16 protein-coding genes and 1 pseudogene are annotated in these 19,784 nt (G+C 74.3%); 9 read left to right on the plus strand and 8 right to left on the minus strand.

Features of this window, described 5'->3' with window-relative positions; genetic code table 11:
* Positions 1-72 precede the first annotated feature (72 nt).
* Together ACGFIZ_RS06885 and ACGFIZ_RS06890 are read left to right on the plus strand one after the other, a co-directional pair.
* On the plus strand, positions 73-789 hold the full coding sequence (locus tag ACGFIZ_RS06885; protein ID WP_393416593.1) for a maleylpyruvate isomerase family mycothiol-dependent enzyme: 717 nt from the start codon (positions 73-75) through the stop codon (positions 787-789).
* Between the two features lie 7 nt (positions 790-796).
* A complete protein-coding gene (locus ACGFIZ_RS06890; protein WP_393416595.1) occupies positions 797-1,450 on the plus strand; it encodes an MBL fold metallo-hydrolase in 654 nt (217 codons plus the stop codon).
* A gap of 106 nt (positions 1,451-1,556) precedes the next feature.
* Here the strand turns inward: ACGFIZ_RS06890 and ACGFIZ_RS06895 are convergent, their stop codons facing one another.
* Positions 1,557-2,171 (minus strand): DedA family protein, encoded by a 615-nt coding sequence (locus tag ACGFIZ_RS06895; RefSeq protein ID WP_393416597.1) that lies wholly within the window; start codon positions 2,169-2,171, stop codon positions 1,557-1,559.
* A 237-nt stretch (positions 2,172-2,408) separates the two neighbouring features.
* Between ACGFIZ_RS06895 and ACGFIZ_RS06900 the strand changes: the two genes are divergently transcribed.
* Complete coding sequence (locus ACGFIZ_RS06900) at positions 2,409-2,612, plus strand: cold-shock protein (RefSeq protein ID WP_145772852.1); 204 nt, start codon at positions 2,409-2,411, stop codon at positions 2,610-2,612.
* 47 nt (positions 2,613-2,659) lie between these two features.
* On the opposite strand, the gene ACGFIZ_RS06905 is transcribed toward ACGFIZ_RS06900, so the two are convergent.
* Both ACGFIZ_RS06905 and ACGFIZ_RS06910 read right to left on the minus strand, forming a co-directional pair.
* Positions 2,660-3,529, minus strand: coding sequence for a hypothetical protein (locus ACGFIZ_RS06905; RefSeq protein WP_393416599.1), 870 nt, complete (start codon positions 3,527-3,529; stop codon positions 2,660-2,662).
* A gap of 262 nt (positions 3,530-3,791) precedes the next feature.
* Entirely contained in the window at positions 3,792-4,649 is an 858-nt protein-coding gene (locus tag ACGFIZ_RS06910; RefSeq protein ID WP_393416601.1) for a transglycosylase SLT domain-containing protein, read from the minus strand.
* A gap of 495 nt (positions 4,650-5,144) precedes the next feature.
* Here ACGFIZ_RS06910 and typA point away from each other — a divergent pair, with 495 nt between their 5' ends.
* Positions 5,145-7,013, plus strand: coding sequence for a translational GTPase TypA (gene typA, locus ACGFIZ_RS06915; RefSeq protein ID WP_393416603.1), 1,869 nt, complete (start codon positions 5,145-5,147; stop codon positions 7,011-7,013).
* A gap of 88 nt (positions 7,014-7,101) precedes the next feature.
* Positions 7,102-7,962, plus strand: a complete 861-nt coding sequence (locus tag ACGFIZ_RS06920) for a serine hydrolase (RefSeq protein ID WP_393416605.1) — start codon at positions 7,102-7,104, stop codon at positions 7,960-7,962.
* Positions 7,963-7,986: 24 nt separating this feature from the next.
* On the opposite strand, the gene ACGFIZ_RS06925 is transcribed toward ACGFIZ_RS06920, so the two are convergent.
* The gene (locus tag ACGFIZ_RS06925; protein WP_393416607.1) at positions 7,987-8,784 is read right to left on the minus strand and encodes a tyrosine-protein phosphatase; all 798 of its coding nucleotides are present in this window, start codon (positions 8,782-8,784) and stop codon (positions 7,987-7,989) included.
* Between the two features lie 44 nt (positions 8,785-8,828).
* Here ACGFIZ_RS06925 and ACGFIZ_RS06930 point away from each other — a divergent pair, with 44 nt between their 5' ends.
* Positions 8,829-9,926: a mandelate racemase/muconate lactonizing enzyme family protein gene (locus tag ACGFIZ_RS06930; protein WP_393416609.1), complete on the plus strand. Its 1,098-nt coding sequence runs from the start codon at positions 8,829-8,831 to the stop codon at positions 9,924-9,926.
* Between the two features lie 59 nt (positions 9,927-9,985).
* Positions 9,986-10,909, plus strand: a complete 924-nt coding sequence (locus ACGFIZ_RS06935; RefSeq protein WP_393416611.1) for an NlpC/P60 family protein — start codon at positions 9,986-9,988, stop codon at positions 10,907-10,909.
* Positions 10,910-10,961: 52 nt separating this feature from the next.
* Here the strand turns inward: ACGFIZ_RS06935 and ACGFIZ_RS06940 are convergent, their stop codons facing one another.
* Positions 10,962-11,957 (minus strand): TerC family protein, encoded by a 996-nt coding sequence (locus ACGFIZ_RS06940; RefSeq protein ID WP_393416613.1) that lies wholly within the window; start codon positions 11,955-11,957, stop codon positions 10,962-10,964.
* Positions 11,958-12,358: 401 nt separating this feature from the next.
* Here ACGFIZ_RS06940 and ACGFIZ_RS06945 point away from each other — a divergent pair, with 401 nt between their 5' ends.
* Positions 12,359-12,652 carry an antibiotic biosynthesis monooxygenase family protein gene (locus ACGFIZ_RS06945; protein ID WP_393416615.1) on the plus strand — a complete coding sequence of 98 codons (294 nt, stop codon included), beginning with the start codon at positions 12,359-12,361 and terminating at the stop codon, positions 12,650-12,652.
* Between the two features lie 327 nt (positions 12,653-12,979).
* On the opposite strand, the pseudogene ACGFIZ_RS06950 reads toward ACGFIZ_RS06945, so the two are convergent.
* A pseudogene (locus ACGFIZ_RS06950) lies at positions 12,980-13,831 on the minus strand (DUF5753 domain-containing protein); the annotation flags it as partial.
* Positions 13,832-14,104: 273 nt separating this feature from the next.
* The gene (gene uvrB, locus ACGFIZ_RS06955) at positions 14,105-16,210 is read right to left on the minus strand and encodes an excinuclease ABC subunit UvrB (RefSeq protein WP_393416617.1); all 2,106 of its coding nucleotides are present in this window, start codon (positions 16,208-16,210) and stop codon (positions 14,105-14,107) included.
* Between the two features lie 492 nt (positions 16,211-16,702).
* Between uvrB and ACGFIZ_RS06960 the strand changes: the two genes are divergently transcribed.
* Positions 16,703-18,298: a hypothetical protein gene (locus tag ACGFIZ_RS06960; RefSeq protein WP_393416619.1), complete on the plus strand. Its 1,596-nt coding sequence runs from the start codon at positions 16,703-16,705 to the stop codon at positions 18,296-18,298.
* A 112-nt stretch (positions 18,299-18,410) separates the two neighbouring features.
* Here the strand turns inward: ACGFIZ_RS06960 and coaE are convergent, their stop codons facing one another.
* Positions 18,411-19,643, minus strand: a complete 1,233-nt coding sequence (gene coaE, locus ACGFIZ_RS06965; protein ID WP_393416621.1) for a dephospho-CoA kinase — start codon at positions 19,641-19,643, stop codon at positions 18,411-18,413.
* Positions 19,644-19,784: the final 141 nt, after the last annotated feature.

Here is a 19,784-nt window from a genome sequence, read left to right on the forward strand (position 1 = left end):
TAGGTGGCGCGCCGACGCGCCGAAAGCGATTTCCACGGCGATGCCGCGGCGGCGGGACGTTAGGGTCGGTGGGTGACCGCGGATCCGCTGCTCCTGACCGGCGAGGTGGACGACGCCACGGCCCGCCTGCTGGCGACCGCCGCAACCCTCGACGCGGCGGGCGTCGCCGCGCCGTCCCTGCTGCCCGGCTGGACCCGCGGGCACGTGCTGGCCCACCTGGCGCGCAACGCCGACGCGCTGGTCAACCTGCTCACCGCCGCCCGCACCGGCGAGCAGGTCCCGATGTACGCCAGCCCCGACGCCCGGTCCGCCGACATCGAGGCGGGGGCCTCCCGGCCGCCCGCCGCGCACCTGGACGACCTGCGCCGCACGGCGCAGCGGTTCGCCGAGGCGGTCGCCGCGATGCCGGTCGAGGCGTGGGCGGCCACGGTGCAGACCCGCCGCGGCCCGTGGCCGGCGACCATGCTGGTCTGGGGCCGGCTGCGCGAGGTCGAGGTGCACCACGTGGACCTGGCCGCCGGATACCGGCCGACCGACTGGCCGGAGGCGTTCGGCCACCGGCTGCTGCACGAGGTGGCCGCCGGCCTGGGTGAGCGGGCGGACGCGCCGGCCATGGTGCTGCGCTTCGACGGCACCCGCCACGAACTGGCCGTCGGCGACCCCGCCGGGGCGCCCACGATCACCGGCCCCGCCCCCGAGCTCGCCGCCTGGCTGATCGGCCGCGGCGCCGGCGAATCGCTCACCGTCACCCCCGACGGCCCCCTGCCGACCCCACCGGAATGGATCTAGACAACCGATGACCTACAGCGGAGACGTCACCCCCGGCGGCGCGCCGGCGGTACGCGAGCTCGACCGGCTCACCATCTCCAAGCTCTCGGTGGGTCCGATGGACAACAACGCCTACCTGCTGCGCTGCCGGTCCACCGGCGAACAGGTGCTCGTCGACGCGGCCAACGAGGCGCCGCGGCTGCTGAACCTGCTCGGCGACGGCGGCCTGGCCGCGGTGGTCACCACCCACCAGCACATGGACCACTGGGTGGCGTTGGAGGAGGTGGTCGCCAAGACCGGCGCCCGCCCGCTGGTGCACGCCGACGACGCCGCCGGTCTGCCGATCGAGGCGGAGACGCTGTCCGACGGCGACACGGTGACCGTCGGCGACTGCCCGCTGGAGGTCATCCACCTGCGGGGCCACACCCCCGGCTCGATCGCCCTGCTCTACCGCGACCCGGAGGGCACCCCGCATCTCTTCACCGGCGACTCGCTCTTTCCCGGCGGGGTGGGCAACACCGACCGGGACCCGGAGCGCTTCGGGCAGCTCATCGACGACGTCGAGCACCGGCTGTTCGACCGGCTGCCGGACGAGACCTGGTTCTACCCGGGGCACGGCAGGGACAGCACGATCGGCGCCGAGCGTCCCTCGCTGCCGCAGTGGCGGGCGCGCGGCTGGTGAGACCGGCGCGCCGGCCCGCCCCCCGGACGGGCCGGCGCGGCACGCGAACGCCGTCGCGCCGCCCGGGGCCGGGGCGCACGCCGGCCGGCGCCGCGGATCCCCCCGCTCACGAGACCCCGGTGAGGGCGCGCAGCCGGCGGCGGGCGCCGAGCAGCACCACGGCGGCCAGGAGCAGGCCGACCGCCGTCGTGACCACCATCGGCGAGGCGCTCCCGGGCAGCAGCCCCGCCAGCGACCGGGACAGGGTCCCGAGGAGCACGTAGAGGCCGGACCATGCCGCGGCGCCGGCCGTCGCGCAGGCCAGGAACCGCCCGTACGACATCCGCAGGCCGCCCGCGGCCAGCGGCAGCAGCGCGTTGAACACCGGCAGGAACGGCGCGACCAGCACCATCCGCCCGCCGCCCCGGCGCAGGATCGCCTCGGCGGCGGCCCAGCGGGGCTCCCCGATCCAGCCGCCCACCCGGCTGTGGCGCAGCCGGTCGCCGTACCGCCGGCCGGCGAGGAAGCTCAGCGACCAGCCGGCCAGGCAGCCGGCGACCACGGCGGCGACGGTGGCCGCCCCGGTGGCCGGTCGCCCGACGCCGACCGCGGCGAGGACCACGACGTCGCCGGGGACCAGCACCCCCAGCAGCGGTACGGCGTCGAAGAGCATCACCACCCCGAGCACCCCCATGAGCAGGGTGGTGGGAAGCTCGCCGACCTGGGCCGTCCAATCCGCCATGTCCGCACGCTATGGCCGAACCCGGGACGGACACATCCGGTCCGATCCCCCACCGGCCCCTGATTCCGCCTCGGGGTCACCCCGACGCGGCGGCGTCCCCACCGGGCGCGACAGTTTCGGTACCCGCCTGCGGCACTTCGCCCAGCAGATCTGCCTTTCGCCCGTTACTGTCGGGGAGGTACAGGGCGATCACCGGCCGGCCGTCGGTGGTTTCCCGCTTGGAACAGGGAGAGATGCATGGCAACCGGCACGGTCAAGTGGTTCAACTCGGAAAAGGGCTTCGGCTTCATCGAGCAGGACGGCGGGGGTCCGGACGTGTTCGTCCACTACTCGGCCATCCAGAGCGGCGGTTACCGGGAGCTGACCGAGGGCCAGAAGGTCGAGTTCGAGGTGATCCAGGGGCAGAAGGGCCCGCAGGCGGACAACGTCCGCCCGATGTAGCCCGTGCCGGTAACGGCGGCGGCGACCGGCCGCCGCCGTTGCCGGGTTCAGGCGGCCAACCGCCTGGCGATCTCGTCGGCCACCTCCCTGGCCACCGTCGGCGGCAGCGCCGCGGCGATCTTTTCCGGAGTCAGCTTGGCCAACACCCCGGCGACGATGGCCTCCTCGTCGGTGAAGTCCTTGTCGGACAGCGCGGTGAGCTGGGCGATCGCGGCGTCCAACCGCAGCATCGTGTAGTCCAGCTTGGCCACCAGGCTGTTGCTGGCGGCGGCCGGTCCGGTGCCGTCCGGGTCAACCTTGCGGCCCATGCTGTTGCCGCCCCGGAACAGCCCGACGAACACCTGATGGATCTCGTTCTCGGCCTGCGCGCTCATGTCGTCCCCCTCGATGAGTCCGATGGTGGTCAGGTAGCGGCGGAACAGCGGAGTCTGGTCCCGCCCCGCCTTCGTGGAGTCGCGGAAGAAGCTGAAGTGGGTGTGCGTCAGGTGGGAACTGGGCCCGGTGGTCCGCTTGCCGAGCCGGTCCCACCGCTTGACCGTCTTCCCGTCCGGGGAGTAGATGATCTCGCGGATGTCCCGGGTGTCGGCCGTGCCGGCGACGCACTGCTGCACGCACCAGACGGAGAACGAGCGCAGGTTGTGGGTACGACCGCCGGCCGTGACGGTGAACATGCCGACGTCCACGGCGGACGCGTCGAGGGTCAGCCCGGACCTGTCCCGCGTGGACTCCACGACCGAGTAGTCGCCGTCCACGACGCGGTCGGAGCCGCAGTGGTAGCCGCCGACGTGCTGGGCGTCACCCACGATGCCGACCTCGTTCGGTTCGAGGTCCTGCGGGCGCGAGACGTCCTTGTCGACGTTGAGGTGAGTGAGCAGGAGACTTCGGACTGCCAGGAGATTCGCCGGGGCCCGGGTCATCGGAGCCCCCCTTTCGTACGGTGGGGCGGCCGGGCAGGGCGGTCACACCGCGTGAGAAGTTGCGGGTCCGGAACCGGGCCCGACCGAATGGTGCACGGCACCGGGCGGTTCGCCCCAGAGTAGCCACGACATCGAACGTCTTACCAGCTCAGAGCGGCATTTTTCGAATAGAGCAAGGCGTACCGCCCGGGCCGGGTCAGGCAGCCGGCAGCCGACCGAGGGCGGCACGTTCCGCCCGTACACAACCGAGAGTCATCGGCGATCAGTACGCCAGGCACTCGCACTCGGTCATCAGCGCGCGGACGTTGCCCACGTACCGGGGATTCGGGACGGTCAGCGGCTCACCCTCGCGCGCCACCGCGTGATGCCCCGCGTTGTACGCGGCGATGACCACGTTGAGCAGGCACGAGGTCAGCTCCTCGCCGCACAGGTCGGCGTCGAGGCGGTAGTCGGAGTCGAAGTACATGTCACCGATGTACTTGGTCAGCCAGGCCAGGTAGGTGCCGCCGAGGTAGGCGTTGTCCCGGTAGTCGTCGACGTCGTACGACTGGCCGAACCGCTGGTTCATCCACGTCGCGGTGTCCGGCATCACCTGCATCAGCCCGATGCCGCCGTCGCAGGCGATGATGTCGGACTGCCAGCCGCTCTCCTGCCAGGCCGTCGCCTTCATCAGCGCCAGCGGGATCCGGATGTCGGGCGCCGACGTCGGCCAGTACGTCCGGTCCGCCGCATCCGTCAGCGCCGCCTTCACCTGCGCCCGGGTGGCCTTCTCCCCACGGCGGGTCGGCTCGCAGCCGGGCACCGGCTTCGGCGGGGGCGGCGGGACCTTCGTCTCCGTGGGCGGCTTCGGGGTGCGGCGCGGCCCCGCCGTCCGGGTCGGCTGCGGCTTGCGGGTCGGCGTCGCCGTGGCGCTGGCCGACGGGGTCGGGCTCGGCGCGGCACCCATCCCCTCCACGCCCGCCGGCTCCTGCGTGGGCCCGGCGGGCAGCTCGGTCGACAGGCCCACCGGCGCGGCCGCCCCCGGTGGCTGGCTCTCCGGGTCGGCGCAGCCCACCCCGACCGTGGCCAGCAGCAGGCCGACCGTCACCGCCGGCACCACCCGACGCCAACCGGCACCCATCCGTGTCTCCCCCCGTCACCCGTCGTCGGACCCTAACAGGGACGGGTGGCCCACGGGTGCCCCGACGCCCCGGGTCGCACTCCGGCCACGCCCACGACGCGTCCCGGGCGGCGACGGATCGTCCCGCCGCCCTCGGCCGGCACCGGTGTGTCCCCGGTCACCGGCACACCGGTCACGACCCCGGCGCGGGAACAAGCCGGCGCCCCCGCGCGTACGCTAGTAAGCCGACCAGCGACAGGGCGCCCCGGCCGGCGCCGGCGGGCCGCGATCCCACCGCGGTCCCCGCCGCAACCGGTCGCCGTGGCGGTCACCTGGACGAACAGGGGCGACAGCCCCTGCGGCGCGGTCGGCAGGGCATTCCTCCGACCCCCGACCGACGCGGGGTTGCAGGCCGACCCACGAACGGTCGAAACAGCAGTTTCGGCACAGATCCGGGGCGATCCGGGGGTGACCCCGGCACGCGCCCGGCAAACCGCAGACAGGAGTATGGAGGGTATGCAGCTACGCACCGACCTCCGCAACGTCGCCATCATCGCTCACGTCGACCACGGCAAGACCACCCTGGTCGACGCCATGTTGCGGCAGGCCGGCGCGTACGGCGCCCGCGGCGAGACGACCGAGCGCGTGATGGACTCGATGGACCTCGAACGCGAGAAGGGCATCACCATCCTGGCCAAGAACACCGGCGTGCGGTACCTGCCGGCGGACGGGTCGGAGCCGGTCACCATCAACATCATCGACACCCCCGGCCACGCCGACTTCGGCGGCGAGGTCGAGCGCGGCCTGACCATGGTCGACGGGGTGGTGCTGCTCGTCGACGCCAGCGAGGGCCCCCTGCCGCAGACCCGCTTCGTGCTGCGCAAGGCGCTGCGCGCCCGGCTGCCCATCATCCTGGTGATCAACAAGGTGGACCGCCCCGACGCCCGGATCAAGGAGGTCGTGGACGACACCTACGAGCTGTTCCTCGACCTGGACGCCGACGAGGAGCAGATCGACTTCCCGATCGTCTACGCCTGCGCCCGCGACGGCATCGCCTCCCTCACCCAGCCCGCCGACGGCGCCGTACCGCAGGACAGCCACAACCTCGAGCCGCTGTTCCGCACCCTGCTCGACACCATCCCGCCGCCCGCCTACGAGGAGGACGCGCCGCTGCAGGCGCACGTCACCAACCTCGACGCCTCCCCGTTCCTGGGCCGGCTGGCGCTGTGCCGCGTCCGGCAGGGCACCATCAGCAAGGGCCAGACCGTCGCCTGGTGCCGCACCGACGGCAGCACCCAGCGGGTACGCATCTCCGAGCTGCTGATGACCGAGGGCCTGGAACGCAAGCCCGCCGACTCCGCCGGCCCCGGCGACATCATCGCCGTCGCCGGCATCCCCGAGATCATGATCGGCGAGACGCTGGCCGACGCGGAGAACCCGACCCCGCTGCCGCTGATCACCGTCGACGAGCCCGCCATCTCGATGACCATCGGCACCAACACCTCGCCGCTGGTCGGCCGCGTCAAGGGCGCCAAGGTCACCGCCCGCATGGTCAAGGACCGCCTCGACAAGGAACTCGTCGGCAACGTCTCCCTGCGGGTGCTGCCCACCGAGCGGCCCGACGCGTGGGAGGTGCAGGGCCGCGGCGAGCTGGCCCTGGCCATCCTCGTCGAGCAGATGCGCCGCGAGCAGTACGAGCTGACCGTCGGCAAGCCCCAGGTGGTCACCAAGGAGATCGACGGGAAGACCTGCGAGCCCGTCGAGCGGCTGACCATCGACGCACCGGAGGATTACCTCGGCGCGATCACCCAGCTCCTGGCCACCCGCAAGGGCCGCATGGAGCAACTGGTCAACCACGGCACCGGCTGGATCCGGATGGAGTGGCTGGTCCCCGCGCGCGGCCTGATCGGCTTCCGCACCGAGTTCCTCACCGAGACCCGGGGCACCGGCATCCTGCACCACGTCTTCGAGTCGTACGAGCCGTGGTTCGGCGAGTTGCGTACCCGCAACAACGGCTCGCTCGTCGCCGACCGCGCAGGCAGCGTCACCGCGTTCGCCATGACCAACCTCCAGGAACGCGGCCAGCTCTTCGTCGAGCCGGGCACCGAGGTGTACGAGGGCATGATCGTCGGGGAGAACTCCCGCTCCGACGACATGGACGTCAACATCACCAAGGAGAAGAAGCTCACCAACATGCGCTCGTCGACCGCCGACGAGACCGAGAAGCTCATCCCGCCGCGCAAGCTGTCGCTGGAGCAGGCCCTGGAGTTCTGCCGCGAGGACGAGTGCGTCGAGGTCACCCCGGCGGCGGTGCGCATCCGCAAGGTGGTGCTGGACCAGACCGCCCGGGCCCGCACGGCGGCCCGCCGCAAGCACGCCGGCTGACCGGGCGACGACCACCGGGGCCGGGAGCCGACGAGGCTCCCGGCCCCGCGCCGTACCCGGTCCCGCTCGATCGGTTACGGTCACCGGCATGACCTGGGACGAGCTCGACGCCCACCTGGACACGCTGCCCGGCACCGTCTCGGCGTACGCGGGCCACCTCGACGCCGCCCCCACCTGGACCCGGCACCCCGACGCCACCCACTACGCGGCGAGCACGATGAAGGTCGCCGTCCTGCTGGCGCTGCACCGGGCGGCCGAGGCCGGCACCCTCGACCTCGACGCCCCCGTCGCCGTCCGCAACCGGTTCGACTCGGCGCTGCCCGGCGCACCCCGCTTCTCCTGCGACCGGGACTACGACAACGACGAGACGGTCTGGCAGCGGGAGGGCGGCACCGCGCCGCTGCGCTGGCTCGCCGAGCGGATGATCGTGCGCTCCAGCAACCTGGCCACCAACATCTGCCTCCGCGACGTCGGCCTGCCCGCCGTCGCCCGTGCCTGGCAGCTCGCCGGGGCCCGGCGCAGCGTCACCGGCCGCGGCATCGAGGACTTCGCGGCCCGGGAGGCCGGCATCACCAACCTGGTCACCGCCGCCGACCTGGCCGCCCTGCTCGGCGGGCTGGCCGCCGGCGCCGCCCGACCCGGGCCGCTCGCCACCCCCGCCGCCTGCGCCGCCATGCTCGACGTCCTGCACGCCCAGCAGTTCCGCGAGGACCTCGCCGCCGGGCTGCCCGACGGCGTCCCGATCGCCCACAAGAACGGCTGGGTACGCGGCGTCCGGCACGGCGCCGGCGTCGTCTACCCGCCCGACGCCCCGCCGTACGTGCTCGTCGTCTGCACCACCACCGACCTGGCCGAGGGCGAGGGGGCCGACGACGACGCCTGCCGCCTGCTCGCCGACATCTCCGCCCGGGTCTGGGCCGCCCGCCACGACCTGACCGCCGCCGACTGACGGGGGCCGCCCGGCGGCCCCGCCTCAGTCCAGCAGGTTGTCCCGCAGCGCCGCCAGGTGCGCCCCGGTCAGCCCCAGCCCGTCCCGCAGGTACGCGTCGAACGACCCGTGCACCCGCCGCACCTCGTCGTACGCGGCGTCCAGGTACTCCCCGCGTACCTCCAGCAGCGGCCGGATCGCGGCCTCCGCCAACACCGGCTGCCGGGCCTGCATCGCCTGCAGGACGACCTCCCGCAGGCTCTCGGTCTGCGCGTTGGTACGCAGGTAGTCCGCCCGGATCGCCGCCTCGTCCACCCCCAGCGCCGTCAACAGGACGACCGACAGCCAGCCGGTGCGGTCCTTGCCGGCCGTGCAGTGGAACAGCAGCGGCAGGTTCTCCGCCTCCGCCGCCAGCCGGACCGCCGCCCCGAAGCTCGCCCGGGCTCCCTCCCCCGTCACGAACCAGCGGTAGATGGCCGCCATCGCCGCCGGGCTGCCCTGCACGGCCAGCGTCGCCTCCGCGCCCAGGTCGTGCCCCAGCAGCACCTCCGCCACCGCCGTGAACACCGGATGCGCCGCGTCGTACACCGGCAGGCGCACCACCCGCAGCTCGCCGACCAGCCGGTCCGCCGGACCCGCCACGATCTCCGAGTCGTCGCGCAGGTCCACCACGCAGGCCGGCGCCAGCTTCTCCAGCACCGGTAGATCCTCGTCGGTCAGCCGGCCCAGCGCCGGCGTCCGGATCAGCCGACCCGCCCGCACCCGCCGGCCGTCCGCGCCCACCATCCCTCCCAGGTCACGCGCGTTCGGCGCCCCGACCAGCGTCCAGTCCCGCCCCGCCATCCGGCCTCCCCTGCCCTCGCCCCGACCCGTATAGGGTGCCGCACATGACGATCGCCGCGGTACGCACCCACCGGCTCTCCGCGCCCCTGCACACCCCGTTCGTGACCGCGCTGCGCCGCACCACCACCGTCGACACCCTCGTGGTGGAGCTGATCGACGACGACGGGCGCTCCGGGTTCGGCGAGGCGCCGCAGGTGTGGCAGGTGACCGGCGCGTCGCTGGCCGGCGCCGAGGCGTGCGTCCGCGAGATGCTCGGTCCGGCCCTCGTCCGCTGGGACGCCGACGACCTGGTGGCCCGCTGCGCCGAGGTGTCCCGGGCGGTCGCCGGCAACGAGGCCGCCAAGGCGGCGGTCGACACCGCCCTGCACGACCTGGCGGCGCGCCGGCTCGGCGTACCCCTGGTGCGGCTGCTCGGCGGCACGGCCCTGCGCGTGCCGACGGACGTCACCCTGGCCGCCGGCGACGCCACCGACCTGGCCGCCGCCGCCCGGAAGCGGCGCGCCGAGGGCTTCTCCGTGCTGAAGCTCAAGGTGGGCACCGACGCGGCCGGCGACCTGGAGCGCGTCCGCGCGGTCCGCGCCGCCGTCGGCCCGCAGGTGCGCATCCGCCTGGACGCCAACCAGGGCTGGACGCCCCGCGAGGCGGTCCGGGTGATCCGCGGCATCGAGGACGCCGGGCTGGACGTGGAGCTGGTGGAACAGCCGGTGGCCCGCTGGGACCTCGACGGCCTGGCCTGGGTCAGCGACCGGGTCGGCCTGCCGATCCTCGCCGACGAGTCGGTGTTCGGAGTGCGGGACCTGGTCGAGGTGATCCGGCGGCGGGCCGCCGACATGGTCAACGTCAAGCTGGCCAAGTGCGGCGGCCTGCACGCCGCGCGCACGCTGCTCGACCTGGCCGCCGCGCACGGCGTCGGCACGATCGTCGGGTCGATGATGGAGAGCCAGATCGGGCTGGGCGCCGCCGCCAGCCTGGTCGCCGCCTACGGCACCACCGCCGTGTCGGACCTCGACGCCGCCTGGTGGCTGGCGTGGTCGCCGGTGCGCGGCGGCATCCGGTACGACGGCGCGACCGTGGTGCTGCCCGACGCGCCCGGGCTCGGCGTCACCGCCCTGACCGAAGCAAACATGCAGCCAGCGAGTTGAGTAGCGGCGAAAAGTTTCATACCCTCGCCTGAGGGTGACGCCTCACGCTGGGGGTGGACGTGGAACTGCAACCGGGCCGCGAGGCCGTCGTCCGGGTCGCGGTCGCGACCCTCTGGACCGCCCCCGAGACGGTCCGCCCCGTCGACCGTCCCGCCCTCGACGCGCACGCCGACGTGACCGCCTGGATCTCCGGAATGGACGCCGACCAGCAGGTCGGCGAGTGCGTGCTGAGCCAACTCCTGCTCGGCGAGCGGGTGCTGGTCACCGAGCTGCGCCCCGACGGCTGGGCGCACGTCGTGGCCGTCGAGCAGCCGGCGCCGAGGCTCGACGCCCGCGGCTACCCGGGATGGCTGCCGGCGGCACAGCTCGCCCCGCCCGCCGACGACGCCCCGACCCCGGCGGACACCCCGCTGGTCGTCGACGCCACCGTCACCGCCCTGCACGCCGCGCCCGGCGGCGAGCCGCTCCTGCCCGGCGTCGTCCTCGGCACCCGGCTCACCCCGGCCGGCCCGCCCGTCGACGGCTGGCGTCCCGTGCGCGCCCCCGGGTACGACCGCCCGCTCTGGTTGCCCGACGGGCACGTGGTGCCCCTGCCGGCCGCGCCGCCGTCCGCGGCGGAGGTGCTCGCCGTCGCCGCCCGGCTCCGCGACGTCGGGTACGTCTGGGGCGGCGTGTCGGCGTACGGGATCGACTGTTCGGGCCTGGTGCACCTGGCGTGGCGGCGGTTCGGGGTGATGCTGCCCCGCGACGCCGTCGACCAGGCCGGGGCCACCACCCCCCTGCCGCCGGGCGCCGAACGTCCCGGCGACCTCTACTTCTTCGCCCGCCCCGGCAGGAAGATCCACCACATCGGGATCGTCAGCGCCGCACCGCAGGGCGACGACCGGCGGATGCTGCACGCCTGCTACCGGCAGCGCGAGGTGCTGGAGGAGGCGCTGCCCGAGGAGCGCAGCGCCACCCTGGTCGGCGCGCACCGGGTCTGAAAAAGGGGCGCCACCCGGCCCCGGGGGCGCCCCTTTTCCGCGTCGTGGGCCGTCAGCGGGCGGCGGCCAGCTCCCGCCGCCGGTCCCGGGCCGACTTGAGCAGGCTGGCCACGGTCGCCGCCGACAGCGTGCCGAGGATGACCACCAGGGACAGCCAGATCGGGATGTGCGGGGCCCAGCCCACCGGCTCCCCGCCGTTGACGAACGGCAGGTGGTTGTCGGCCAGGGCCTCCAGCACCAGCTTGACCCCGATGAAGCCGAGCACCACGGCCAGCCCGATGCTGAGGTAGATCAGCCGGTCCAGCAGCCCGCCCAGCAGGAAGTACAGCTGGCGCAGCCCCATCAGCGCGAAGACGTTCGCGGTGAAGACCAGGTACGGCTCCTGGGTGATGCCGAAGATGGCCGGGATCGAGTCCAGCGCGAAGATCAGGTCGGTGGTGCCGATCGCGATCATGACGATCAGCATCGGGGTGAACAGCCGGCGGCCGTTCACGTGCGTGGTCATCTTCGCGCCGTCGTAGTCCTTCGAGATCGGCAGCGCCCGGCGGCTCCACCGGATCAGGACGTTCTCGCTGAACTCGTCCTCGTCCGGCTCACCCTGCCGCATCAGGTTGATCGCGGTGTAGATGAGGAACGCGCCGAAGATGTAGAAGACCCAGGTGAACTGGGAGATCAGGGCCGCGCCGGCGGCGATGAACCCGCCGCGCATCACCAGCGCCAGCACGATGCCGATCAGCAGCACCTTCTGTTGGTACTGCCGGGGCACCGCGAAGCGGGCCATGATGATCACGAAGACGAAGAGGTTGTCCACCGAGAGGCTGTACTCGGTGAGCCAGCCGGTGTAGAACTGGCCGGCCGCGCTGGGGCCCGCGGTGAGCCAGACGGCGACCCCGAAGAGCAGCGCCAGCCCGACGTAGAAGCCGACCCAGAGGCTCGACTCCCGCACGCTGGGCTCGTGCGGTCGCCGACCGATGATGAGCAGGTCGACGAGCAGGACAGCCGTCAGCGCGACGAGCGTTCCCGCCCACACCAATCCGGACACGTTCAATTGATCCTCCGGCAGACACGCGGCGTCGGGCACACCGTACGCTCCGTACGGGGCGTGTGGTGCGGCGACGCGGACAGTGGTGACTGTCGGAGGTCTCTTCCGCCACCGCCCCACGAGCCGGCCGGTGACCGACGGAGCCGGGTCGCGCCACCGAGGGGGTCGGCGGTCGACCGTGCTGACGACTCCGTCGCGGGGGAATACTCCCCTCCTTCGGCCCCATTGTTCACCATGACCTGCCCGGACCGCACCTCCGCCTCCCGCGGCTTGAGATCCCCGTCTCCTCGCCCGGGCGTTCCACCTCGGAAATGGTGACGGATGTCTCTGCCGACGAGGCTTCCTAGGAGGCCAGTTCACCTCGGGTGGGCGTCGGGCGTCGACGGGCACATGGCAGGCTCTCCGGCATGGTGCTTGAGGTCGCGCTGATCGACGTGACGCCCGGACACGAGGACGACTTCGCCGCCGCGTACGCGAAGGGGCGGCCGGTCCTCGCCGGCACGCCCGGCTGCCGGTCGGTGCGGATGACCCGGGGAGTCGAGTCGCCGTCGCGGTTCGTGCTGCTCGTCGAGTGGGACTCCGTCGCGGCCCACGAGGAGAACTTCCGCGCCACCGAGCGGTTCCAGCAGTGGCGGGCGCTGATCGGCCCGCACTTCGCCGGCCCGCCGCTGGTCGAGCATTTCGTCGACGTCCCGGCCTGAGCCCGGCGCCGGCCCCTCCGGCCCCCCGGCTCCGCGTCCAGCCCTCGCTGTCGTACCCCCCGGTTACCGTACGCGCGCACGCGCCGGCCGCCGGTCCCGGCGGGCTCGGGGGCGCCTGGCCCGGCGGCGGCGCGACACCATCGGCTCCCGCTCCGCCGACAGACGACCGTGCCCGCACGCCCCGGCTGCCGGCCCTCAGTCGGTCGACGGCCGGGGGCGGGGCAACGCCGCCGGGTCCTCGGCACGGCCCGACGGCGGGTGACCGCCCGAACGGCCCACGACGGGCGGCGCCGGATCGTCGGCCGTGCGGCCCAACAGCCCGGGGTCCTCGACCAGCCGGGCCAGCAGCGCCACCGTCTCGGCGGCCGGCAGGGCGGCGTCGAGCAGCCGATCGACCACCGCGTCGTACCAGGCGAGGTCGGTGGGCGAGCCCAGCCGGACGTCGGTGGTCAACGCCTCGAGCATGACGGTGCGGGGGTCGGCCGGGTCCGGAAACGAGTACCGGGAGAACGGGGTCAGGGGGTGGACACCGCCCGCGGTCACGCCGGGCGGGATCATCCGGATCGTCACGTGCGGCTTCGCCGCCAGAGTGACCAGGTGCCGCAGCTGTTCGCGCCAGATCCCGTCCGGCACCCCGCCCGGGTCGCACGCGGCCAGTTCCAACAGTGCCGTGTACTGGGGCGGATCAACCCGGTGCAGCACCTCCTGCCGGACCAGCCGGGCGCGCACGTCCGCCTCGACGTCCACGTCGCAGTCGAGCAGCCGGGCGACGCCGAGCCGCAGCCGGGCGTACGCCGGGGTCTGCAACAGGCCCGGGATGACGGCGGGCTGGTACTCCACCACCGTCGCCGCGCCGCCCTCCAGCTCGGCGTAGGCGCGCTGCCGCTCCCCCATCCCGCCGAGCGCCTTCCACCAGCCCCGGCCGGTCGCCGCGTCCCGGGCGATGGCGATCAGCATGTCCCGCTCCTGCGGGGCGACCCGGTAGGCGTCCAGCAGATCGAGCACGTCGGCGAGGTCGGGCCGGCTCTGGCCCAGCTCGATGCGGGACAGCTTCGAGGTGGAGGCCCAGCCGAGGCGGCCGCAGACCTGCTCCAGCGTGAGCTCCTCGCGTCTGCGCAGCCGACGCAGCTCAGCGCCCAGCCGCGCACGTCGGATCACCGGACTCGTTGGCAACGGCATCCCCGCCTCCCCAGGACGGAGACTACGCACCTCGATCACTGTGTGCAATACCTTGCTCGCTGACCGCAATTATGCCGGCCGCCGTCGGCAGGCAGGCGCGGCAGCGGGGTGACACGGCGGCCGGGGGTGGCCTGCGGGAGCGCGGCGGCGAGCTGAGTGGCGGCGGGGTGAGGCGGCGGCCCGCGGTGGTCGGCGGGGGCGGGGCGCCGGGCTGAGCGGCGGCGGGGCGCTCCCCGGGTGCCAGGGCCCGGCCTCGCCGCGCACGTGGGGGCGTCACTTCACGCCGGCCGCGTCCATCCCCCGCAACTCCTTCTTGAGGTCGGCGATCTCGTCACGGATGCGCGCGGCCAGCTCGAACTGGAGTTCCCGCGCCGCGGCCAGCATCTGGTCGTTGAGCTCCTGGATGAGCTGGGCCAGGTCCGCCCGGGCCATGCCCTCCCGGGACGGGCCGGTCGCCCCCGCCCGGCCACGGCTGCGGGTCTCCTTGACCGGCGCCTTGCCGCGGGAGAGCTGCCGCACCGCGCCGCCGATCCGGGAGTCGGTGTCCTCCGCCTCCCGGTAGATGTCGTCGAGGATGTCGTGGATCTTCTTACGCAGCGGCTCGGGGCTGATCCCGTGCGCCTCGTTGTGCGCGATCTGCTTGGCCCGGCGCCGGTTGGTCTCCTCGATCGCGTCCGCCATCGACGGAGTGATCTTGTCCGCGTACATGTGGACCTGGCCGGAGACGTTCCGGGCGGCCCGGCCGATCGTCTGGATCAGCGACCGGCCGCTGCGCAGGAAGCCCTCCTTGTCGGCGTCGAGGATCGCCACCAGGGACACCTCGGGCAGGTCCAGGCCCTCGCGGAGCAGGTTGATGCCGACCAGCACGTCGTAGTCGCCCTTGCGCAGCTCGCGCAGCAACTCGACCCGGCGCAGCGTGTCGACCTCGGAGTGCAGGTAGCGCACCCGGATGCCGTTCTCCAGCAGGTAGTCGGACAGGTCCTCCGCCATCTTCTTGGTCAGGGTGGTGACCAGCACCCGCTCGTCCCGCTCGGTGCGCAGCTTGATCTCGTGCATGAGGTCGTCGATCTGGCCCCTGGTGGGCTTCACGATCACCTCCGGGTCGATCAGCCCGGTCGGCCGGATCACCTGCTCGACGAACTCGCCCTGCGCCTGCTCCAGCTCCCACGGACCGGGGGTGGCGGAGAGGAAGACCATCTGGCCGACCCGCTCCAGGAACTCGTCGAAGCGCAACGGCCGGTTGTCGGCGGCGCTGGGCAGCCGGAATCCGTGGTCGATCAGCATGCGCTTGCGGGACGCGTCGCCCTCGTACATGCCGCCGATCTGCGGAATCGTCACGTGCGACTCGTCGACAACGGTGAGGAAGTCGTCGGGGAAGTAGTCGAGCAGGCAGTGCGGCGGGCTGCCGGGCAGCCGGCCGTCGATGTGCATGGAGTAGTTCTCGATGCCCGAGCAGAACCCCACCTGGCGCATCATCTCGATGTCGTAGGTGGTGCGCATCCGCAGCCGCTGCGCCTCCAGCAGCTTGGCCTGCCGCTCCAGCTCGGCGAGCCGCTCGGCCAGCTCGGTCTCGATGTCGCGGATCGCCCGCTCCATCCGCTCGGGGCCGGCCGCGTAGTGCGTGGCCGGGAAGATCAGCAGGTGGTCGACCTCGCGGACCACGTCGCCGGTGAGCGGGTTGAGATAGTAGAGCTTCTCGACCTCGTCGCCGAACAGCTCGATCCGGACGGCCAGTTCCTCGTAGGCCGGGATGATCTCCAGCGTGTCGCCGCGCACCCGGAAGGTGCCCCGCTGGAAGGCCACGTCGTTGCGGGTGTACTGGATGTCGACCAGGCGGCGCAGCAGTTGGTCCCGGTCGAGCTCCTGCCCCACGGCGACCCGGACCGCACGGTCGAGGTACTCCTCCGGGGTGCCCAGGCCGTAGATCGCCGACACCGTGGCCACGACGACCACGTCGCGGCGGGTGAGCAGCGACATCGTCGCCGAGTGCCGCAGCCGCTCGACCTCCTCGTTGATCGAGGAGTCCTTCTCGATGTAGGTGTCGGTCTGCGGGATGTACGCCTCGGGCTGGTAGTAGTCGTAGTAGGAGACGAAGTACTCCACCGCGTTGTGCGGCAGCAGCTCGCTGAACTCCTTGGCCAGCTGGGCGCAGAGCGTCTTGTTGGGGGCCAGCACCAACGTCGGCCGCTGCAGCCGTTCGACGAGCCAGGCCGTCGTGGCGCTCTTGCCCGTGCCGGTGGCGCCGAGCAGGACGGTGTTGCGGTCGCCGCGACGCACCCGACGCTCCAGGTCGTCGATGGCGGCCGGCTGGTCGCCGGCCGGCTGGAACTCACTGACGACCTGGAAGCGGCCGTCGAGCCGGGGAATGTCGAGCGCCATGACCTCCACGGTACGCCGGGGGTCCGACAACCCGGACCGACTACGGACAGTCCGTGATCGGCTTCAATATTCGCATTGTGTGGCACATCTCACCGCGCTAGTGTGCTTCCGTAGGCCGCTCGCGGCGGCCGTCCGGGCCGGCGGCCGAGCCCCTCGAAGGGCCGGCGCGCCCCCGGCACAGGAGGTCGCAGCACCCGGGACGACCGGCGTGCGCACCCGAGGTGGTCGCGCCGAGGCGCAGACCGGCCGCCGCGAGCGCCCCAGTCACCCACCCGTGGCGGGCCCTCTCGCCGCCCGCGGCGCGGGCGTCCGGCGGCCCGCCCACGGATGCGAGCGCCGCCGATCGTCCCACCGCCGCGCGGGCGCCCGGCACGGCCCGCCCACGGGCGCGAGCGCCACCCACCGTCCCACCGCCGCGTGTCGGCGGCGCCGCCGGCTTCCGCCCCGCCGCACGGGCGTCACCTGTCCGGCGCGCCGCAAGTTCATCCCCCCGTGGAGAACTCGTCCCGGCCGAACCGCACCGCCGGCCCGACGGCCGACCGCACCACTCCCAACGATCCGGTGGCCGACCACGCCGACCCGACGACCAGGTTCGGCGAGATCGACGCGCCCCCCGCCGACACGCTGGTCAACCCGGCCCACCGGCCCGCCGCCGGCCGCCGACGCGCCCTGCGGGTCGCGCTGGGCGTGGCCGCCGTCGCCTCGGCGGCGGGGCTCGCCGCCGTGCTGCTGACCTGGGCGCCGGCGGAGCCGGAGCCCTCCCGGCCGCTGAGCGACGCCGAGGCGCAGCGGCTCGCCGCCGTGCGGGTCACCAACCAGCGGGACGTCCGGTCGGGACTGCGGCTCACCCTCGGCGACGCGGGCGGGCGCATCGACGTCGTGGGCTGGATCGACTGGTCCCGGTCGCTGGCGTACGTCGACGTCGGCGGCCCCGGGGCCGGGGCGGACCGGGGACTCGTCCAGGCCACTCCCCGGCTGCTGCTCGCCCGGCCCGACCCCGCGGCGGTGCCCGCCCCGGCACCCCCGCCACTGGTGCCGCCGGCCGACGGATGGCGGGTGCGGGACCCCTCAACCCGGGCCCTGCGCCCCGCGCTCGACCTGCTCTTCGCGCTCGCCGCGCCCCGCCCGGAGCCGGCCGGGGCGCTGCCCGCCGGCGAAGGCCGCTGGCTGGGCCGCGCCGAGGCCGGCGGCCAGCCGGTGGACGTCCTCCAGGCCCCGCTGCCCGACACCACCGGTCGGCGGGACACCGCCGGCCCGGGGACGGCTGCGCCCGGCCCGACCTGGCCCGGCCCACTGCCCAGCCTGCCGGCCGCCCCGAGGCCGTCCGCCGCCGCACGGGCGCTGGACGGGCCGGCCCGCTGGTGGGTCGACCGGGACGCGCGCCTGCACCGGCTGGAGGGACGCCTGCCCGGCGGCGTACCGGTGAGCCTGGAACTGCATCGGACCAACCGACCGACGCTGTGGCCGGCGGCTGCCCTGGGCGGGCGGCCGGGGCTGCCCCGGGCGCTCACCGGCCCCGAGGAGGACCGGCTCGCCCGGTTGCCGGCCCGGCTACGGGCTGAGGGTGGTGCGGCGGTGACGCTCACCGCGCCGGTCGCGCCGGGGGTCACGCCGCGCGGTACGGGCTGGGTGAGCTGGACGGCCCGCGCGGCGTACCTGGCGGTCGGCGACCCGGACGCGCCGGACGGACGGACGCTGCGCCGCTACGACCCGGCCGGGGTGTGGGCGGCGGCGAACACCCGCAACCCCGTCGCCGGCCCTCCCCCGCTGCCGCCCCCGCGCGACGCCTGGCAGCGGCACCCGCCCGGGGCCGACGACGTGGACGCCCTGCTGGCCGCCGCGCTCCAGGCCGGCGAGGCGGCGGTGCCGCCCACGTCGGCGCGCCGGATCCGGGGCGACCGCGTCGCTGACCGGACGGTCGACGTGGTCGAGGTGGCCGCCCGTCCGGGGCTGCTGCGTTACTGGATCGACCGGGACGGCCTGCTCCGCCGCCTCGAGTTGCGCACCCGCCTCGGGACGTACGCCCAGCTCGATCTGGTCCCGGGCCCGACGCCGGCGCTGCCGCCGGTGGCCGCCCCCGCCCGCTGACGGGGGCACACCCGGACGGGCCGGCGACGGCGCGGGTCAGGGCCGCCAGGCCGGGCGGGCGGGCCGGGGCCGGGGCGGATCAGGGCCGGGGCGGATCAGGGCCGGCGCGGGTTCAGGGCCGCCAGGCGGTACGGGCGGCCCACTCCTCGGCCCGTTGGTGTTCCTCGTCGAACCACGGCTCCTTGCCGTCGGCGTACCCAGCGACGCCCGGCCCGCCGGCAGCCAGCCGCCGCTTCAGCGCCAGGTACGCCTCCCGCTGCTGCGGGTCGGCCCGCAGGTGATCGCGCATGAGAAGCGCGTAGCGCCAGCCGGGCGAGCCGGCCGGGCGTAGGTGCAGGTTCACCGGGCGGCCGGGGTCGGCGCTGCCGTGCAGCCGCTTCTCCCACCGGCCGCCGACCGCGTCCGCCGATCCTTCGCCCGGCCCAGCGAATCCGGCGCCACCGGCCCGAGCCACGCGGGCGTTGTCCCACCAGTCCCCGGGCAGCCGGGGAAAGCCGGCGGCGGCGAGCCGCTCCGCCAGCGGGCCGTCCGCCTCCGCCAGGCTCGGCACGGTGAGCTGGATGTCGACGACGTCCTTGGCGGCCAGGCCGGGTACGGCCGTCGACCCGATGTGGTCGATCCGCAGGTCGGCCGGGGCGATCGCGTGCCGGATCCGGGCGGCCAGCCGGGCGTACTGCTCCGGCCAGCTCGGGTCCGGGCCCGTCAGCACCACCCGGTCGGGGCGGGCCGCCCGCCCGTGGCGCACATTCGCCTCGTACGGCACCAGCCGTTCGTGCCACAGCCGGTCCACGGCGGCGTGCAACTCGTCCAGGCTGGCGTCGTTGCGCAGCACCACGTCGGCTGCCGCCCGGCGGCGTGCGTCGTCGGCCTGCGCGGCGATCCGCCGCTCGGCCTCCGCCCGGTCCATCCCCCGGTCGCGCTCCAGCCGCGCCAGCCGGGTCGCCACCGCGGTCTCCACGACGACCACCAGGTGGTACGTCGGGGCGAGCCCGACCTCGACCAGCAGCGGCACGTCGTTGACCACGACGGCGTCCGGGGCCGCGGCGGCGGCCAGCTCGGCGGAGCGCGCTCGCACCCGGGGATGGGTGATCGCCTCCAGCCGACGGCGGGCTCCGTCGTCGGCGAAGACCACCGCGCCGAGCGCGGCCCGGTCGAGCGCGCCGTCGGGGCCGAGCACGCGGTCGGAGAAGGCGGCGACGATCTCGGCCAGCCCGTCGCTGCCCGGGACGACCACCTCGCGGGCGATCCGGTCCGAGTCGATCACCACCGCGCCCAGCGCGGCCAGCCGGGCCGCCACGGCGCTCTTGCCGGACCCGATCCCGCCGGTCAGTCCCACCCTCAGCACCGGACCAGTCAACCGGATCCCGGCAACCCCCGCCAACCCGCCCCCGCCCTGCCCCGCCCCGCTCCCCGTTCCGCCCCCGCCCTGCCCGTCCCCGCGATTTTGCACTTACGGCCCCGACAAGACAGCCACAACAGCACATAG

Origin of the sequence: Micromonospora sp. NPDC048830 (assembly GCF_043198215.1) — a bacterium.
Classification (GTDB): domain Bacteria; phylum Actinomycetota; class Actinomycetes; order Mycobacteriales; family Micromonosporaceae; genus Micromonospora.